Source organism: Buttiauxella sp. 3AFRM03 (assembly GCF_003675305.1).
Taxonomy (GTDB): Bacteria; Pseudomonadota; Gammaproteobacteria; order Enterobacterales; family Enterobacteriaceae; genus Buttiauxella; species Buttiauxella ferragutiae.
This window is the reverse complement of record NZ_CP033076.1, coordinates 2,962,904-2,979,095: the sequence shown is the minus strand read 5'-3', so window position 1 is coordinate 2,979,095 and position 16,192 is coordinate 2,962,904. Positions and strand designations below refer to the sequence as shown.

The 16,192-nt window shown below is 49.1% G+C and carries 12 protein-coding genes; 7 read left to right on the top strand and 5 right to left on the bottom strand.

What is annotated here, in order from left to right; translation table 11 throughout:
- Positions 1–4: 4 nt before the first annotated feature.
- Complete coding sequence (locus D8682_RS15380) at positions 5–892, bottom strand: acyltransferase (RefSeq protein WP_121814637.1); 888 nt, start codon at positions 890–892, stop codon at positions 5–7.
- Positions 893–1,337: 445 nt separating this feature from the next.
- Here D8682_RS15380 and polA point away from each other — a divergent pair, with 445 nt between their 5' ends.
- Positions 1,338–4,130 (top strand): DNA polymerase I, encoded by a 2,793-nt coding sequence (polA, locus tag D8682_RS15375; RefSeq protein ID WP_121814636.1) that lies wholly within the window; start codon positions 1,338–1,340, stop codon positions 4,128–4,130.
- A 298-nt stretch (positions 4,131–4,428) separates the two neighbouring features.
- On the opposite strand, the gene yihA is transcribed toward polA, so the two are convergent.
- Complete coding sequence (gene yihA / locus D8682_RS15370) at positions 4,429–5,088, bottom strand: ribosome biogenesis GTP-binding protein YihA/YsxC (RefSeq protein WP_064541921.1); 660 nt, start codon at positions 5,086–5,088, stop codon at positions 4,429–4,431.
- Positions 5,089–5,674: 586 nt separating this feature from the next.
- Here yihA and yihI point away from each other — a divergent pair.
- Positions 5,675–6,196: a Der GTPase-activating protein YihI gene (gene yihI / locus D8682_RS15365; RefSeq protein WP_064541882.1), complete on the top strand. Its 522-nt coding sequence runs from the start codon at positions 5,675–5,677 to the stop codon at positions 6,194–6,196.
- A gap of 149 nt (positions 6,197–6,345) precedes the next feature.
- The gene (gene hemN / locus D8682_RS15360) at positions 6,346–7,719 is read left to right on the top strand and encodes an oxygen-independent coproporphyrinogen III oxidase (RefSeq protein WP_121814635.1); all 1,374 of its coding nucleotides are present in this window, start codon (positions 6,346–6,348) and stop codon (positions 7,717–7,719) included.
- 31 nt (positions 7,720–7,750) lie between these two features.
- Here the strand turns inward: hemN and glnG are convergent, their stop codons facing one another.
- The 3 genes from glnG to glnA all read right to left on the bottom strand — a co-directional run bounded on the left by glnG (position 7,751) and on the right by glnA (position 11,872).
- Positions 7,751–9,160 (bottom strand): nitrogen regulation protein NR(I), encoded by a 1,410-nt coding sequence (glnG, locus tag D8682_RS15355; RefSeq protein ID WP_064541876.1) that lies wholly within the window; start codon positions 9,158–9,160, stop codon positions 7,751–7,753.
- Between the two features lie 8 nt (positions 9,161–9,168).
- The gene (gene glnL, locus D8682_RS15350; RefSeq protein WP_064541874.1) at positions 9,169–10,218 is read right to left on the bottom strand and encodes a nitrogen regulation protein NR(II); all 1,050 of its coding nucleotides are present in this window, start codon (positions 10,216–10,218) and stop codon (positions 9,169–9,171) included.
- Positions 10,219–10,462: 244 nt separating this feature from the next.
- Positions 10,463–11,872, bottom strand: a complete 1,410-nt coding sequence (glnA, locus tag D8682_RS15345) for a glutamate--ammonia ligase (protein ID WP_064541871.1) — start codon at positions 11,870–11,872, stop codon at positions 10,463–10,465.
- Positions 11,873–12,248: 376 nt separating this feature from the next.
- On the opposite strand from glnA, the gene typA reads away from it, so the two are divergent.
- The 4 genes from typA (at position 12,249) to dtd (ending at position 16,128) form a co-directional block, all read left to right on the top strand.
- Positions 12,249–14,075: a ribosome-dependent GTPase TypA gene (gene typA, locus D8682_RS15335; protein WP_064541867.1), complete on the top strand. Its 1,827-nt coding sequence runs from the start codon at positions 12,249–12,251 to the stop codon at positions 14,073–14,075.
- Between the two features lie 153 nt (positions 14,076–14,228).
- Positions 14,229–14,825: a glucose-1-phosphatase gene (gene yihX / locus D8682_RS15330; RefSeq protein ID WP_064541864.1), complete on the top strand. Its 597-nt coding sequence runs from the start codon at positions 14,229–14,231 to the stop codon at positions 14,823–14,825.
- Positions 14,822–15,694: a virulence factor BrkB family protein gene (locus tag D8682_RS15325; protein WP_064541863.1), complete on the top strand. Its 873-nt coding sequence runs from the start codon at positions 14,822–14,824 to the stop codon at positions 15,692–15,694. Before yihX ends, D8682_RS15325 begins: the two co-directional genes overlap by 4 nt.
- Complete coding sequence (dtd, locus tag D8682_RS15320; RefSeq protein WP_064541860.1) at positions 15,691–16,128, top strand: D-aminoacyl-tRNA deacylase; 438 nt, start codon at positions 15,691–15,693, stop codon at positions 16,126–16,128. Before D8682_RS15325 ends, dtd begins: the two co-directional genes overlap by 4 nt.
- Positions 16,129–16,192 lie beyond the last annotated feature (64 nt).

Here is a 16,192-nt window from a genome sequence, read left to right as displayed (position 1 = left end):
TCTTCTATTGTTTGATGTTTGTCAGTAGTTGATCTTTCTCATGCCACAACGCATTCAACCATTGCTGGAAGCGACGTTTAAAAGCTTTGTCATTCACATAATCGCCATGCAGATCCTCTGCAATTGGCACCAGCGACACCCTCACCACAATTCGCGTCATCTTCCCGCTTAACATGTCATAAAATGGGCTTTGTGCATTTTCAGGATAACAAATCGTCACATTCAGCAGCTTATCGAACTGTTTCCCCAACACGTTGAGAGCCATTGCAATTCCAGCTGCTTTAGGTGGAAGCAGGTTTTGAAAAGCCGAGCGAGTCTGTAAACGCTTCTCTTTAGTGAATCTCGACCCTTCGACAAAATTCACTATTGTCGTTGGGTGAGAGCGAAATTTTTCGCAAGAGCGGCGAGTGGTTTCCACATCTTTGCCGCGTTGCTCTGGGTGACGCAATAAATACCCTCGCGAGTAACGTTTCATGAAAGGCATATCCAAAGCCCAACAAGCCAAACCCATAAATGGCACCCAGGCGAGCTGTTGCTTTAAAAAGTACTTATTCATTGGGATATGTTTGCGAAACAGGACGCACAAAATGACGATGTCCGCCCAGCTTCGGTGATTACAAATTAGTAGGTACCAGTTTTTTTTGCTGAGATCGTCGAGCCCTTCAACGTCCCATTTTAGATGTGGATTTAGCCTGAGCAAAAAAGCCAATCCTTCACACCAGCAGTACATCATGAAATCAGCAAATACCGAGATTGAGCGCCAGATGATGGGAACGGGTAAGAGTAGCTTGATGATGCCAGCAATAATAATAGGTACTGAGCAGGCTACCGTGACCACGATAGTAAGAGCGACACTCAGAATCAAAGTTATCGCGGCGAATAATCTCGACATAAATAAGTTTTTCAGTTGGTTAGAGAGTGTCTGGTGCTGGAAGAAGAATAATAGGGCTGAATTTTATCAGAAGTTTATCAGCATGGATGACACTAAAACTGCTCAATAAAAAACATACATACCATAGGCTTTGAATAATTTCGGTCTATTACATAATTTATTTTTATATCCACATTTATCGATTACGCACAAAATGTCTTCTCAGTGAATACCTTAAATGTAGTGCATTGAAAAATAATGACATTTAACCGAAAGATAATTTCTTTCGAACTTAACAATCAATTGCTTAAAAAACTATGCACAAACTTATCCACAATGTTGATCTTGAGGCAGATCTCGAAGATCAACAAAACTTTTCACCTTATCTTCCTCAAAAGTTCATGTTTTCAGCCAGGCTATGGCATCCTTTAGCTATAAACTAAAACCAGTCACGGAACGGAACATTATGGTTCAGATCGCGCAAAATCCACTTATCCTCGTTGATGGCTCCTCTTATCTCTATCGTGCCTATCACGCCTTCCCACCGCTGACTAATAGCAAGGGTGAACCGACCGGGGCAATGTACGGCGTGCTGAACATGCTGCGTAGTTTGCTGTTGCAGTACCAGCCGACTCATGCCGCAGTAGTGTTTGATGCCAAAGGTAAAACCTTCCGTGACGAGTTGTTTGAACACTATAAATCTCATCGTCCGCCTATGCCTGACGATCTGCGAGCACAAATCGAACCTCTGCATGCAATGGTAAAAGCCATGGGATTACCACTACTGGCGGTTTCTGGCGTGGAAGCTGACGACGTTATTGGTACGCTTGCACTTGAGGCGGAACGTGTGGGCCGTCCGGTACTTATCAGTACTGGCGATAAAGATATGGCGCAACTGGTTACACCGAGTGTGACGCTTATCAACACCATGACTAACACCATCCTTGGCCCAGATGAAGTTCGCACGAAATATGGTGTGCCTCCTGAACTGATTATCGATTTCCTGGCCTTAATGGGCGACTCGTCGGATAACATTCCTGGTGTTCCGGGCGTTGGCGAGAAAACAGCACAGGCACTACTCCAGGGTTTAGGTGGTCTGGATACGCTGTACGCTAATCCAGAGAAAATCGCAGAACTGACGTTCCGTGGTGCGAAAACTATGGCGGCGAAGCTTGAGCAAAGCAAAGACCTGGCTTACCTCTCCTATAAATTGGCCACCATCAAAACAGATGTGGAACTTGAGCTGGGCTGCGAGCAATTAGAAGTGCAGCAACCGGCGGATGAAGAGCTTCTGGATCTGTTCAAACAATACGAATTCAAACGCTGGATTACCGACGTTGAAGCAGGCAAGTGGATGCAGGTTAAGGGCGCGAAACCGGCTGCACAATCGCCAAAAACCGTCGAGATTGAAGCTGACGTTGAGCCGGAAGAGCCAGCTAATGTGCTTTCTTATGACAACTACGTCACTATTCTTGACGAAACCGTGCTGGAAGAGTGGATTACCCGTCTGAAAAAAGCGCCAGTCGTCGCCTTTGATACCGAAACCGATAGCCTGGATAACATCAGTGCGAACCTGGTTGGTCTGTCATTTGCCACTGAACCGGGTGTTGCGTGCTACATCCCTGTCGCACATGACTATTTAGACGCTCCGGCACAAATTCCTCGTGAGCGTGCGCTCGAACTTCTGAAGCCATTACTTGAAGATGAAAGCGTGCTTAAAGTTGGCCAGAACCTGAAGTATGACCGTGGCATTATGCAGAACTACGATATCGAACTTCGTGGAATTGCGTTCGATACCATGCTTGAATCCTACATTCTTGACAGCGTTGCAGGTCGCCACGATATGGACAGCCTGTCTGCTCGTTGGCTGAAACACACCACCATCACCTTCGAAGAGATTGCTGGCAAGGGCAAAAAGCAACTGACCTTTAACCAAATAGATCTGGAGCAGGCTGGGCGTTATGCCGCAGAAGATGCAGACGTGACTTTACAGCTGCATTTGAAAATGTGGCCGAAGCTTGAAAAGCGTGAAGGGCCATTAAGCATCTTTAAAAATATCGAAATGCCACTGGTGCCCGTGTTGTCACGTATTGAACGCAACGGTGTGAAGATCGACCCGGCTGTGCTGCATACCCATTCTGAGCAACTGACAAAACGCCTCGCAGAGCTGGAAATCACAGCTCACGAAATTGCAGGCGAAGCGTTTAATCTCTCTTCACCGAAGCAGCTGCAAACCATTCTTTTTGAAAAACAGGGTATTAAACCACTCAAGAAAACCCCTGGCGGCGCCCCGTCAACTTCTGAAGAAGTGCTGGAAGAACTGGCTCTGGATTACCCGCTGCCTAAAGTTATTCTTGAACACCGTGGCCTGGCGAAGCTGAAATCGACTTATACCGATAAGCTGCCGTTAATGATTAACCCGAAAACGGGCCGTGTACATACTTCCTATCATCAGGCTGTGGCTGCGACCGGGCGTTTGTCTTCGACCGAACCGAATCTGCAAAACATTCCGGTACGAAATGAAGAAGGGCGTCGCATTCGCCAGGCCTTTATTGCACCAAAAGATTATCTGATCGTTTCTGCCGACTACTCGCAAATCGAACTGCGCATCATGGCGCATTTGTCTCGTGATAAGGGCTTACTGACTGCATTTGCCGAAGGCAAAGATATTCACCGTGCGACAGCCGCTGAAGTATTTGGTATTCCGTTGGATAGTGTTTCTGGTGAGCAACGCCGCAGCGCTAAAGCGATTAACTTCGGTCTGATTTACGGCATGAGCGCATTTGGTTTGTCACGCCAGCTCAATATCCCGCGTAAAGAGTCGCAGAAATACATGGATCTCTACTTTGAACGCTATCCTGGTGTGCTGGAATACATGGAACGCACCCGCAAGCAGGCGAAAGAGCAGGGTTATGTCGAAACTCTGGATGGACGCCGCCTGTATTTACCGGACATCAATTCTAGTAATGCGGCTCGTCGTGCTGGTGCTGAACGTGCGGCTATCAATGCCCCGATGCAGGGAACGGCGGCTGATATCATCAAACGCGCGATGATTGCTGTCGATGCCTGGCTTGAAACAGAGAAGCCACGCGTAAAAATGATCATGCAGGTACACGATGAACTGGTCTTTGAAGTTCATCAGGATGATTTGGAAGCTGTATCGAAGAAAGTCCACGAACTGATGGAAGGCAGCATGAAACTGGATGTGCCGCTATTGGTGGAAGTTGGCAGTGGCGCAAATTGGGATGAAGCGCACTAATTTGCAGCTGGTTATGTAACTAAAGAACATAAGTCATAGCTTTTTGTGATGGTGCTTCAAGATTGAAGTGTAAGGGGTGAAAAAAAACTACAAAAAGTACTTTTTCATCCTAATAAAAAGGAGTAGAGTTATTCGCGTAGGGTACAGAGGTAAGATGTTCTATCTTTCAGACCTTTTACTTCACGTAATCGGATTTGGCTGAATATTTTAGCCGCCCCAGTCAGTAATGACTGGGGCGTTTTTTATTGGGCGCGAGTCAGGAAAGAAAGGAAAAGCACGGGCGAACCCATGCCTATTTTTATTCGCCAGTTGCTTCGTCGTCTTCTTCTTCTACGTCGTCTTCTTCAGTTGCTGGTGGAATATCGTTGTACCAGCCATCAAGCTTATGACGCAGTACATCGACACCAATTTTCTTCAGCGACGAAAACGCTTCTACCTGAATATCACCGTTAAAGTCCACAACCGCTTCACGCACCATATTTAACTGCGCTTTACGAGCGCCAGATGCCAGCTTGTCGGCCTTGGTTAACAGCAGCATGACTGGAATGTTGCTCGCAACGGCCCAGTGAATCATTTGCTGATCAAGGTCTTTAAGCGGATGACGGATATCCATCAGCACCACTAGGCCTTTCAGGCTATTACGCTTTTGCAGGTATTCACCAAGCGCGCGCTGCCATTTCAGTTTTACTTCTTCCGGTACTTCGGCGTAGCCATAGCCCGGTAAATCCACCACACGTAAGCCTTCAGCCACTTCAAACAAGTTGATGAGCTGAGTACGGCCAGGTGTTTTACTGGTACGAGCCAGTGCTTTCTGATTAGTCAGCGTATTTAATGCGCTGGATTTCCCTGCGTTAGAGCGGCCTGCGAAAGCAACCTCAATACCAGTATCAGAAGGTAAATGGCGAATATCCGGTGCGCTAAGCACGAAGTGGGTCAGTTGATAATTCCAGTTTTTCAAAACGGTTGTCTCCCTCAGGATGAGCATTGTGGGGGATTATACCTGAACGTGGCGAAAACGCCGTGTTTCTCAGCAAGGCTTACAGGATTACAGAGATACGCCTGCAGTTTGTAAGACATTGACCATTCATACTGGCAGACAACGCAGCGTTGATAAATACAGACATTATTAAAATACTCTATAAAACAGCATATTAAGCCGATATGGATTGATTGTATCAATGCCTTAACACAAATACCTACCTTGTAGAACCAGGCGCTAAGAGTAAAGTAAGCGGCACAGGCAAAGGAGAGCCACAAAGGATAGCAACTCAGGATGAGGGTTCAGGATCGTCAGGATGGCGAAGAACCAGGGAAGTGCCAGGAGGCAACGTCTGGAGACGTTTAAAAGGGACAAGGATTTACACGGAAGTTGTTTGCAAAGGATAGACAGGGCGTCGAGTGCGAACAGGGATTGTGTGACCAGATAACGGTCCAGAGACAAGAAAAAGGCGACAGGTTAACCTGCCGCCTTTTTTCTTTGCTTGCTTTCTGCTAGATTCCGCCGCAATTCTATACTGAATAAAAATGGCTCAAGATAATTTATTATGAAGCAACAAAACTCAGCAGCACCTGGTTCCAAGCCTTCAAAAGCACGTCGTAAAACGCGTGAAGAGATCGATCGTGAAGCACGTGACCGTAAACGTGATAAAAAACACAGCGGGCATGCAGCGGGTAGCCGTGCAACTGGCGGTGTTCAAGCGAAAAGTGGAAGTGGCAGCAGTCAGGCTAAAGATCCGCGCATTGGCAGTAAAAAACCAATCGCCCTGGGTGTAACTGAAGTCCAGGTCAAAAAACCTAAACAGCACAAACCTAAAATCGAGAAACCTATGCTCACACCACAGGCTGAACTGGATTTGCTGGAAAATGATGAGCGCCTGGACGCGCTGCTGGAACGTCTTGAAGAAGGTGAAACGCTTAATGCAGAAGAGCAGGCGTGGGTTAACGCTAAGCTTGATCGTATTGATGCGCTAATGGCAGAACTCGGCATCGCCTATGAAGATGACGAAGATGAAGAAGAAAAAGAGAAGGGCGATGATTTGATGCGCCTGCTCAAAGGCACTGATTAACGGTCTTTCGCAATGGAATTACCTGTTCTTATCGTGGTTATTCCTCTGGTGTGTTATCTGCTGTGGTTATTCGTTAAACTACGGCGGTTGTCGCGATTGCAAAAATCGTTGCGCCGTCAACGAATGCGGCATCACCGGAGGAAGTAAGCATGTCTGAGCAGTTAATCGATTGGGATCTGGCCCTGATCCAGAAATATAATTATTCAGGGCCACGTTATACCTCTTATCCCACCGCGCTGGAGTTCTCAGAAGGCTTCGGTGAGGCGGCATTTCTTGAAGCGGTGGCTCGTTATCCTGAGCGCCCGCTTTCGCTGTACGTTCATATCCCGTTCTGCCATAAACTTTGCTACTTCTGCGGCTGCAATAAAATTGTGACCCGCCAGACGCATAAGGCTGATCAATACCTTGATGCGCTTGAACAAGAGATAGCCCATCGTGCACCGCTCTTTAAAGGCCGTCACGTCAGTCAGTTGCATTGGGGCGGTGGTACACCAACTTACCTCAGTAAAGCGCAGATAAGCCGTCTGATGGGGCTTCTACGGGGTCATTTCAATTTCGATGAAGATGCTGAGCTGTCCATTGAAATCGATCCGCGTGAAATCGAACTCGATGTGCTGGACCATTTGCGCCAGGAAGGGTTTACCCGCCTGAGCATGGGCGTGCAGGATTTCAACAAAGAAGTGCAGCGCCTGGTTAACCGTGAGCAAGACGAAGAGTTTATCTTCGCGCTGATTCAGCGAGCGCGAGAACTTGGCTTCACCTCGACCAATATTGACTTGATCTACGGCCTGCCAAAGCAGACGCCAGAAAGCTTTGCCTTCACGCTCAAGCGTGTTGCAGAACTTAGTCCTCACCGTTTAAGCGTTTTTAACTACGCGCACTTGCCGACGTTGTTTGCCGCACAGCGCAAAATTAAAGACGAAGACTTACCGAGCGCCCAGCAAAAACTCGACATTCTGCAAGAAACCATCGGTTCGCTGACCCATGCGGGATATCAGTTTATTGGCATGGACCACTTTGCGCGGCCAGATGACGAACTGGCGATTGCTCAACGCGAAGGGAAACTGCACCGTAACTTCCAGGGCTACACCACTCAGGGTGATACCGACCTGCTGGGAATGGGCGTTTCTGCCATCAGCATGATTGGCGACTGCTACACGCAGAACCAGAAAGAGCTTAAAACCTATTATCAGCAGGTTGATCAGCAGGGCGATGCGCTGTGGCGCGGCCTGGCACTCACCCGCGATGACTGCATCCGTCGTGATGTTATCAAAGCATTGATTTGTAATTTCCAGCTTAAATTTGCCGAAATTGAACAGCTTTGGGATTTAGATTTTGCAGAGTACTTTGCCGAGGATCTGAAATTACTGGCACCATTGGCGAAAGATGGGCTGGTGGATGTTGATGGTAAACACATTCAGGTGACAGCTAAAGGCCGTCTGCTAATCCGTAATATCTGCATGTGCTTTGATACTTACTTGCGCCAGAAGGCACGCCTCCAGCAGTTCTCGCGCGTGATATAAAACTAAAGGCGGCTTGTAAGCCGCCTTTTTGTTATTCCATCCCCAACTCTTTCAACTTACGCGTCAGGGTATTGCGCCCCCAGCCAAGTAAACGAGCCGCTTCCTGCTTGTGGCCTTGCGTATGCCGCAGTGCCGTCGTTAGCAGTGTGCGTTCCATTTCTGGCTGAGCTTCAGAGAGTAAATTCTGATGACCGGAACGTAATGCGCGATCTGCCCATTGCGCCAGTAAAGTTGCCCAACTGTCGGATTGAGAATGTGCCGGGCTATCGGGAATGGTTGTCTCGAACAACTCGGCAGGCAAGTCCTGAATCAATACTTCCTGGCCTGCCGCCATGACCGTTAACCAGCGACAGGTATTTTCCAGTTGGCGCACGTTTCCAGGCCAGGCCAAACGCGTTAATGCTGTTTCGGTTTCGGGATGAAGCTGCTTGGCTTCCACACCTAACTCTTTTGCAGCATCTTGCAAGAAATGACGAGTCAGACGCGGAATATCTTCACGGCGTTCGCGCAGGGGTGGCAAATGCACGCGAATTACGTTCAGGCGATGGAATAAATCCTCACGGAATTTCCCTTCCTGCACGCGTAACTCAAGGTTCTGGTGCGTTGCGGCAATAATTCGCACATCAACTTTTACCGGCGCATAACCGCCAACACGATAAAACTGTCCGTCAGCCAACACGCGCAGCAAACGAGTTTGCACGTCCAGCGGCATATCGCCGATTTCATCGAGGAACAGTGTGCCGCCGTCAGCCTGCTCGAAACGGCCTTGCCGAATTTGATTAGCGCCGGTAAAAGCCCCTTTCTCATGGCCAAACAGCTCAGACTCAATCAAATCCTTTGGGATGGCAGCCATATTCAGCGCAATAAAAGGGGATTTCACCCGTGGGCTGTGGCGATGCAAGGCATGGGCGACTAACTCTTTACCCGTACCGGATTCACCGTTAATCAGCACACTTATTGATGACCGGGAGAGGCGGCCAATGATCCTGAACACATCCTGCATCGCAGGCGCTTCACCAATAATATCGGTGGTTGGCCCATTAACCTGCACATTGCGCGGTTGCTGCTGTTCCTGATAGTGGCTGATGGCGCGTTCAACCAGAGCCACCGCTTCATCAATATCAAAAGGTTTAGGCAGGTAATCAAAAGCACCCTGCTGATAGGCACTCACGGCCGCCTCAAGGTCTGAATGAGCGGTCATTATGATGACCGGCAACATCGGGTGGCGTTGTTTAATCTGCTTTAGCAGCGCCAGGCCATCCATGCCGGGCATGCGAATATCAGATAACAAAACGTCCGGGGTTTTGGTTGCAAGAGCATTCAGGACTTCAGTGCCACTTTCAAATGTGGTGCAGCTTAAACCAGCCCCTGTTAGTGCGCGTTCCAACACCCAACGGATGGAGCTATCGTCATCAACGATCCAAACTATCCCTCGTTGCATAAAGACCTCTACTTACGAATGGGCAGGTAAACCGAAAACTCGGTATGACCTGGCCAACTGTTAAATTCGATTTTTCCCGAATGCTGATCGATCAAGTTGCGTGCAATAGAAAGACCTAATCCTGTCCCTCCTTCACGGCCACTCACCATTGGGTAGAATAGTGTGTCCTGCAGATGGGCCGGAATGCCCGGACCGTTGTCTTCAACATCAATTCGTGCAGCCAGTCGGTAACGAGTACCGTGCAGCGTAATTTGAAAAGCGGTACGCGTGCGTAACACAATCTCACCACCATCGCTGCCGAGCGCCTGAAGCGCGTTGCGCACAATATTCAATAAAATCTGTTCAATTTGGTCTGGGTCGTGCGCTAACTCAGGCAAACTTGGGTCGTAATCTCTTACCAGCGACACGTTGGCAGGTAATTCCATCGACACCAGTTTCATCACCCGTTCGGTGACTTTATGAATACTTTCAGTAACGTGCATGCCAGGTTGCTGCGGGCCTAACAGCCTGTCGACCAGATTACGTAAACGATCAGCCTGCTCAATAATCACCTTGGTGTATTCAGTGAGCGAAGGATCGGGTAAGGCTTTTGCCAGTAATTGCGCGGCACCACGTAACCCACCAAGTGGATTTTTAATCTCATGAGCCAGCCCACGGACTAAGTCACGAGCGGCAATTTGCTGCGCCTGCTGTAACTGTTCCTGACTTAAACGTCGTTGGTTATCCATCGGCGCCATTTCCATCAGGATGAAACCTTCTGGTAAACGTTGTGCTGTCAGGGAAAGAATGTGGGAGCGGCTATCGATAACCAGCGTGACTTCGTTATCGGTAAAACCCTGGCCAGAGGTCAGGCTTTCCTGCATCAAGCCAATATTTAGTGAAAAGTAACTCAACAGCTCTGGTAACGGTGTGCCGTACAGCTTGCGTGAACTTTGCGCCAAAAGTTGCTGTGCCGCCGGATTGGCGTAATGCACCGCCAGTTCGTCATCGACCAGTAAAATGCTATTGATTAAAGAATTCAGGATCTGCCCAGCATCGGGCAGCGTGCCGGTTGCCATACAGCAGTCTCCGATAATTTGCACTGTGATGGTGCATTATAGTTTCCTGGCAGCAAAAGATATTGTTGCAGCAGATTATTTGTGGAGAAAAAAGCCCATCCTGAGATGGGCTAAAAGTTTCCACGGCAACTAAAAATCTTCTGAGACTGATGACAAACCACTTCGTAGGTCGGATAAGCGCAGCGCCATCCGACACCCTACAACACCTGTTTAGTGAATTTTGTCAGCAATCTGCTCAACGTCATTAAACGCTGTAATACAGTTCAAACTCGACTGGGTGCGGAGTCATACGCACGCGGTCGTTTTCTTCGATACGCAGCGCGATGTAAGCATCGATAGCTTCATCAGTGAACACGCCGCCCGCAGTCAGGAACTCGCGGTCTTCGTTCAGGCAGTTCAGTGCTTCTTCCAGAGAGCCTGCAACTTGTGGGATCTCTTTTGCTTCTTCTGGAGGCAAGTCGTACAGGTTTTTGTCCATTGCTTCGCCCGGATGGATTTTGTTCTTGATACCATCAAGACCAGCCATCAGCAGTGCTGCGAAGCACAGGTACGGGTTAGCCGCTGGGTCCGGGAAGCGCACTTCGATACGACGTGCTTTCGGAGACGCAACTACTGGGATACGGATTGAAGCGGAACGGTTAGCTGCAGAGTAAGCCAGCATAACTGGAGCTTCGTAACCCGGGACCAGACGCTTGTAGGAGTTGGTGGTTGGGTTAGCCAGGGCGTTGATGGCTTTAGCGTGTTTGATAACACCGCCGATGTAGTACAGCGCTTGCTCAGACAGGCCAGCATATTTGTCACCAGCGAACAGGTTTACACCGTTCTTAGCCAGGGACATATGGCAGTGCATACCAGAACCGTTATCGCCAAACATTGGTTTTGGCATAAAGGTCGCTGTTTTGCCGTAAGCATGAGCAACGTTGTGAACCACATATTTGTAGATCTGAATCTCATCTGCTTTTTTAGTCATGGTGTTGAAGCGGGTAGCCACTTCGTTCTGACCAGCAGTTGCTACTTCGTGGTGGTGAGCTTCAACAACCAGGCCCATTTGCTCCATAGTCAGACACATTGCAGAACGCAGGTCTTGTGCGGAGTCAACCGGAGGAACTGGGAAGTAACCGCCTTTAACAGCAGGACGGTGGCCTTTGTTGCCGCCTTCGTATTTGGTGCCGCTGTTCCATGCGCCTTCGATATCATCGATAGCCACGTGAGAACCGGAGATGGAGCTACCGAAACGAACGTCGTCGAACAAGAAGAACTCTGGTTCTGGCCCGAACAGTACGGTATCGGCGATGCCAGTAGAACGCAGGTAGTCTTCAGCACGCTTGGAAATGGAGCGTGGATCGCGGTCATAACCCTGCATGGTGCCAGGCTCAAGAATGTCGCAACGAATGATCAGCGTAGAATCAGCGAAGAATGGGTCAATAACAGCGGTAGATGCATCTGGCATCAGAACCATGTCGGATTCATTGATGCCTTTCCAGCCACCAATTGAAGAACCATCAAACATTTTGCCTTCTTCGAAGAAGTCAGCAGTAACCTGATGAGCAGGGATAGTGACGTGCTGTTCTTTACCTTTGGTGTCAGTGAAGCGCAAATCTACAAACTTCACTTCGTGTTCATTCAGCATCGTCAAAACGTGTTCAGCGGACATACTTAACTCTCCCGGATTGGTCATTGTCGTCGTGGTAACGAGGTGTTCAATACTTTCTTCGTTTGGCTATTCGCCCTAAAATGTTTAAAGCGAAATCTGTGCCAACTTTTAAATTACCCTAAAAAGGCGCTATCATGCGCACCATAGTGCAAAAGGGATGCACCATGATGGATAGTTTGCACCAATGTAGTGCTTCAGTCTGAGATTTGAGCACCATATTGGTGCAATTTTCGTTGTGGCTCCCTTTTTTGCTCCGTGAAAGCGATCACAAACCCTTACTTTCAACATTGTTTGTAAAAGTTCTTTGTGATCCTGTTATGTCCTTCGATTAATACGTGTACAATAACGCGCTATTTCTAATGCCTGAGGCAAAGTTGTGATCGAAAATCTGCGTAATATCGCCATCATCGCGCACGTTGACCATGGTAAAACTACCCTGGTTGATAAGCTGCTGCAGCAATCTGGTACTTTCAGTAACGACCGTGCTGAAGCCACTGAACGCGTGATGGACTCCAACGATTTGGAGAAAGAGCGTGGGATTACCATCCTCGCTAAAAACACCGCTATCAAATGGAATGACTACCGTATCAACATCGTTGATACCCCTGGGCACGCCGACTTCGGTGGTGAAGTTGAACGTGTAATGTCCATGGTAGACTCCGTTCTGCTGGTCGTTGATGCAATGGATGGCCCAATGCCGCAGACGCGCTTCGTAACCAAGAAGGCATTTGCTCATGGTTTGAAGCCAATTGTTGTTATCAACAAAGTTGACCGTCCTGGCGCGCGTCCTGACTGGGTTGTTGATCAGGTGTTCGACCTGTTCGTAAACCTTGACGCTACTGACGAGCAACTCGATTTCCCAATCATCTACGCATCAGCGTTGATGGGTATCGCAGGTAACGATCACGGTGATATGGCGGAAGACATGACCCCGCTGTACCAGGCGATTGTTGACCACGTTAAAGCACCAAGCGTTGACCTTGATGGTCCGTTCCAGATGCAAATCTCCCAGCTCGATTACAACAACTACGTTGGTGTTATCGGCATCGGTCGCATCAAACGCGGTAAAGTGAAGCCTAACCAGCAAATCACTATCATCGATAGCGAAGGTAAAACTCGTAACGGTAAAGTCGGTAAAGTACTGACCCACCTCGGCCTGGAGCGTATTGAATCCACCGAAGCGGAAGCCGGCGACATCATCGCGATTACCGGTCTGGGCGAGCTGAACATCTCCGACACCCTTTGCGACACGCAAAATGTTGAAGCGCTGCCAGCACTGTCTGTTGATGAACCAACTGTTACCATGTTCTTCAACGTCAACACCTCTCCGTTCTGTGGCAAAGAAGGTAAATTTGTTACCTCTCGTCAGATCCTTGACCGCCTGAACAAAGAGCTGGTGCACAACGTTGCACTGCGTGTTGAAGAAACCGAAGATGCGGATGCATTCCGTGTATCCGGTCGTGGTGAGCTGCACCTGTCTGTTCTTATCGAAAACATGCGTCGTGAAGGCTTCGAACTGGCTGTGTCCCGTCCGAAAGTAATCAACCGTATGATCGATGGTCGTATGCAAGAGCCGTTCGAGAACGTGACTCTGGATATCGAAGAACAACACCAGGGTTCTGTGATGCAGGCGATGGGCGAGCGTAAGGGCGATGTCAAAGACATGATCCCTGACGGCAAAGGCCGTATCCGTCTGGATTACCTGATTCCAGCACGTGGCCTGATCGGCTTCCGTACTGAGTTCATGACCATGACTTCTGGTACGGGTCTGCTGTACTCCACATTCAGCCATTACGACGACGTGAAACCAGGCGAAATCGGCCAGCGTCAGAACGGCGTGCTGATCTCTAACGGCCAGGGTAAAGCGGTTGCGTTTGCTCTGTTCGGTCTGCAAGATCGCGGCAAGTTGTTCCTGGGCCACGGTGCAGAAGTTTACGAAGGCCAGATCATCGGTATTCACAGTCGTTCTAACGACCTGACTGTAAACTGCCTGACCGGTAAGAAACTGACCAACATGCGTGCTTCTGGTACTGACGAAGCAACCACTCTGGTCCCAGCACTGAAGATGTCTCTGGAGCAAGCTCTGGAATTCATCGATGACGACGAACTGGTAGAAGTGACTCCAACTTCTGTCCGTATTCGTAAACGTCACCTGACTGAAAACGACCGCAAACGCGCGGGTCGTGGCGGCAAAGAAGCGTAAGTTTCTTTCCTGCAAAGCATTGAAGCCCTGCCTGTTTAGGCGGGGCTTTTTTTTGCACTGTTGCTCGCAGAACCTGCATCATTGCAAACCCGCCGATAGTCAAAGCCTCCCTTTACCGCTACAGTTATTTGTCCATACGCAAAGGAGAGGCTTATGCTGTATATCTTTGATTTAGGCAACGTCATTGTTGATATCGACTTCAACCGCGTGATGGGGGTATGGAGCGATTACAGCCGTATACCGCTAGCGAATTTGCAAAAAAGCTTTGTGATGGGGGAGGCTTTCAAACGCCACGAGCGTGGGCAAATTAGTGATGAAGAGTTTGCTGAAGCGGTCTGTGAAGAAATGGGCATGGCACTGAGCTTCGATCAATTTTCCGCCGGTTGGCAGGCTATCTTTGTCGGGTTACGCACAGAAGTTATCACCGTGATGAACAAACTTCGCGAAGATGGACATCGCGTCGTGGTGCTTTCAAATACCAACCGCTTACACACTTATTTCTGGCCGGGTGAATATCCGCAAATTGCCGAGGCGGCAGATAAAATCTATCTGTCCCAGGAAATGGGTATGCGAAAACCCGAGGTAGAGATTTATCAAAAATTACTCGAAACAGAAGGTTTTTGCGCGGATCAGGCGGTCTTTTTTGACGACAACGCCGATAATATTAAAGGAGCTCAACAGTTGGGTATCACCAGCATTTTGGTGACCGGAAAAGACACGGTGCCTGGCTATTTCGCAAAAGGCCTATGATAAAAAACGTTCATCGTAAAACGAGCCAACACCTCAGGCCGTGTATCGCCTGGGGAAAGTTGCTCTGGCACCGCATCGACCAGGACAATATGACTACGCTTGCAGGGAACCTTGCCTACGTGTCATTGCTCTCGCTGGTGCCCTTGGTTGCGGTGGTGTTTGCGTTATTTGCGGCATTCCCTATGTTTGCCGACATCAGTGTCCAGTTGCGTCACTTCGTCTTCTCAAACTTTATGCCCGCTACCGGCGATATTATTCAGCGCTATATCGAACAGTTTGTCGCTAACTCCAACAAAATGACGGTGGTGGGAGCCTGCGGGCTTATCGTCACCGCACTATTACTGATGTACGCCGTGGATAGTGCGCTGAACACCATCTGGCGCAGCACGCGTACGCGCCCAAAAATCTATTCGTTTGCGGTTTACTGGATGATTTTAACGCTGGGGCCACTGTTGGCCGGGGCGAGTCTGGCGATCAGCTCTTATTTGCTGTCTCTGCGTTGGGTTACGGGCTTTAACAGTGTGATTGATGATATGTTGCGCATCTTCCCGCTGCTGCTGTCCTGGCTGTCGTTCTGGTTGCTCTACAGCATCGTCCCAACCACGCGGGTCCCTGTGCGTGACGCACTAATCGGCTCGCTGGTCGCCGCAGTTTTATTCGAGCTGGGGAAAAAAGGCTTTGCCCTCTACATCACCATGTTTCCCTCTTACCAGTTGATTTACGGTGTGTTAGCCGTGATCCCCATTTTATTTGTCTGGGTCTATTGGACCTGGTGTATCGTGTTGCTCGGCGCCGAAATTACTGTCACTCTCGGCGATTACCGAAAACTTCGCATTGAATCACAGCGGGAAGAATTGGAAGAACCATGATTGCATTAATTCAGCGCGTCACCCACGCTCGCGTCACTGTGGCGGGTGAAGTGACGGGTGAAATTGGCCCAGGACTTTTAGTGTTATTGGGTGTCGAAAAAGAAGATAACGAACAGAAAGCGAATCGCCTTTGCGAGCGGGTTTTGGGTTACCGTATTTTTGGCGATGAAAACGACAAAATGAACCTGAATGTTCAGCAAGCCGGTGGCAGTGTGCTGGTGGTTTCGCAGTTTACCCTCGCAGCCGATACCGAACGTGGCATGCGTCCGAGCTTCTCGGGTGGTGCAGCACCACAGCTTGCAGAAGAGTTATATGAATACTTTGTTGAACGCTGTCGACAACAGGGCATCGTGGCTGAAACGGGGCGCTTCGCCGCCGACATGCAGGTGAGCCTGACCAATGATGGCCCGGTGACGTTTTGGTTACAGGTCTGAATTCACAGCACTTGTAGGTCGGATAAGCGCAAGCGCCATCCGACAAAACCCGGTCCCGCGTAAC

Coding starts and splice junctions, on each gene's coding strand:
- D8682_RS15380 (WP_121814637.1), bottom strand. CDS start 892: ATGTCGAGATTATTCGCCGCGATAACTTTGATTCTGAGTGTCGCTCTT.
- polA (WP_121814636.1), top strand. CDS start 1,338: ATGGTTCAGATCGCGCAAAATCCACTTATCCTCGTTGATGGCTCCTCT.
- yihI (WP_064541882.1), top strand. CDS start 5,675: ATGAAGCAACAAAACTCAGCAGCACCTGGTTCCAAGCCTTCAAAAGCA.
- hemN (WP_121814635.1), top strand. CDS start 6,346: ATGTCTGAGCAGTTAATCGATTGGGATCTGGCCCTGATCCAGAAATAT.
- glnG (WP_064541876.1), bottom strand. CDS start 9,160: ATGCAACGAGGGATAGTTTGGATCGTTGATGACGATAGCTCCATCCGT.
- glnL (WP_064541874.1), bottom strand. CDS start 10,218: ATGGCAACCGGCACGCTGCCCGATGCTGGGCAGATCCTGAATTCTTTA.
- glnA (WP_064541871.1), bottom strand. CDS start 11,872: ATGTCCGCTGAACACGTTTTGACGATGCTGAATGAACACGAAGTGAAG.
- yihX (WP_064541864.1), top strand. CDS start 14,229: ATGCTGTATATCTTTGATTTAGGCAACGTCATTGTTGATATCGACTTC.
- D8682_RS15325 (WP_064541863.1), top strand. CDS start 14,822: ATGATAAAAAACGTTCATCGTAAAACGAGCCAACACCTCAGGCCGTGT.
- dtd (WP_064541860.1), top strand. CDS start 15,691: ATGATTGCATTAATTCAGCGCGTCACCCACGCTCGCGTCACTGTGGCG.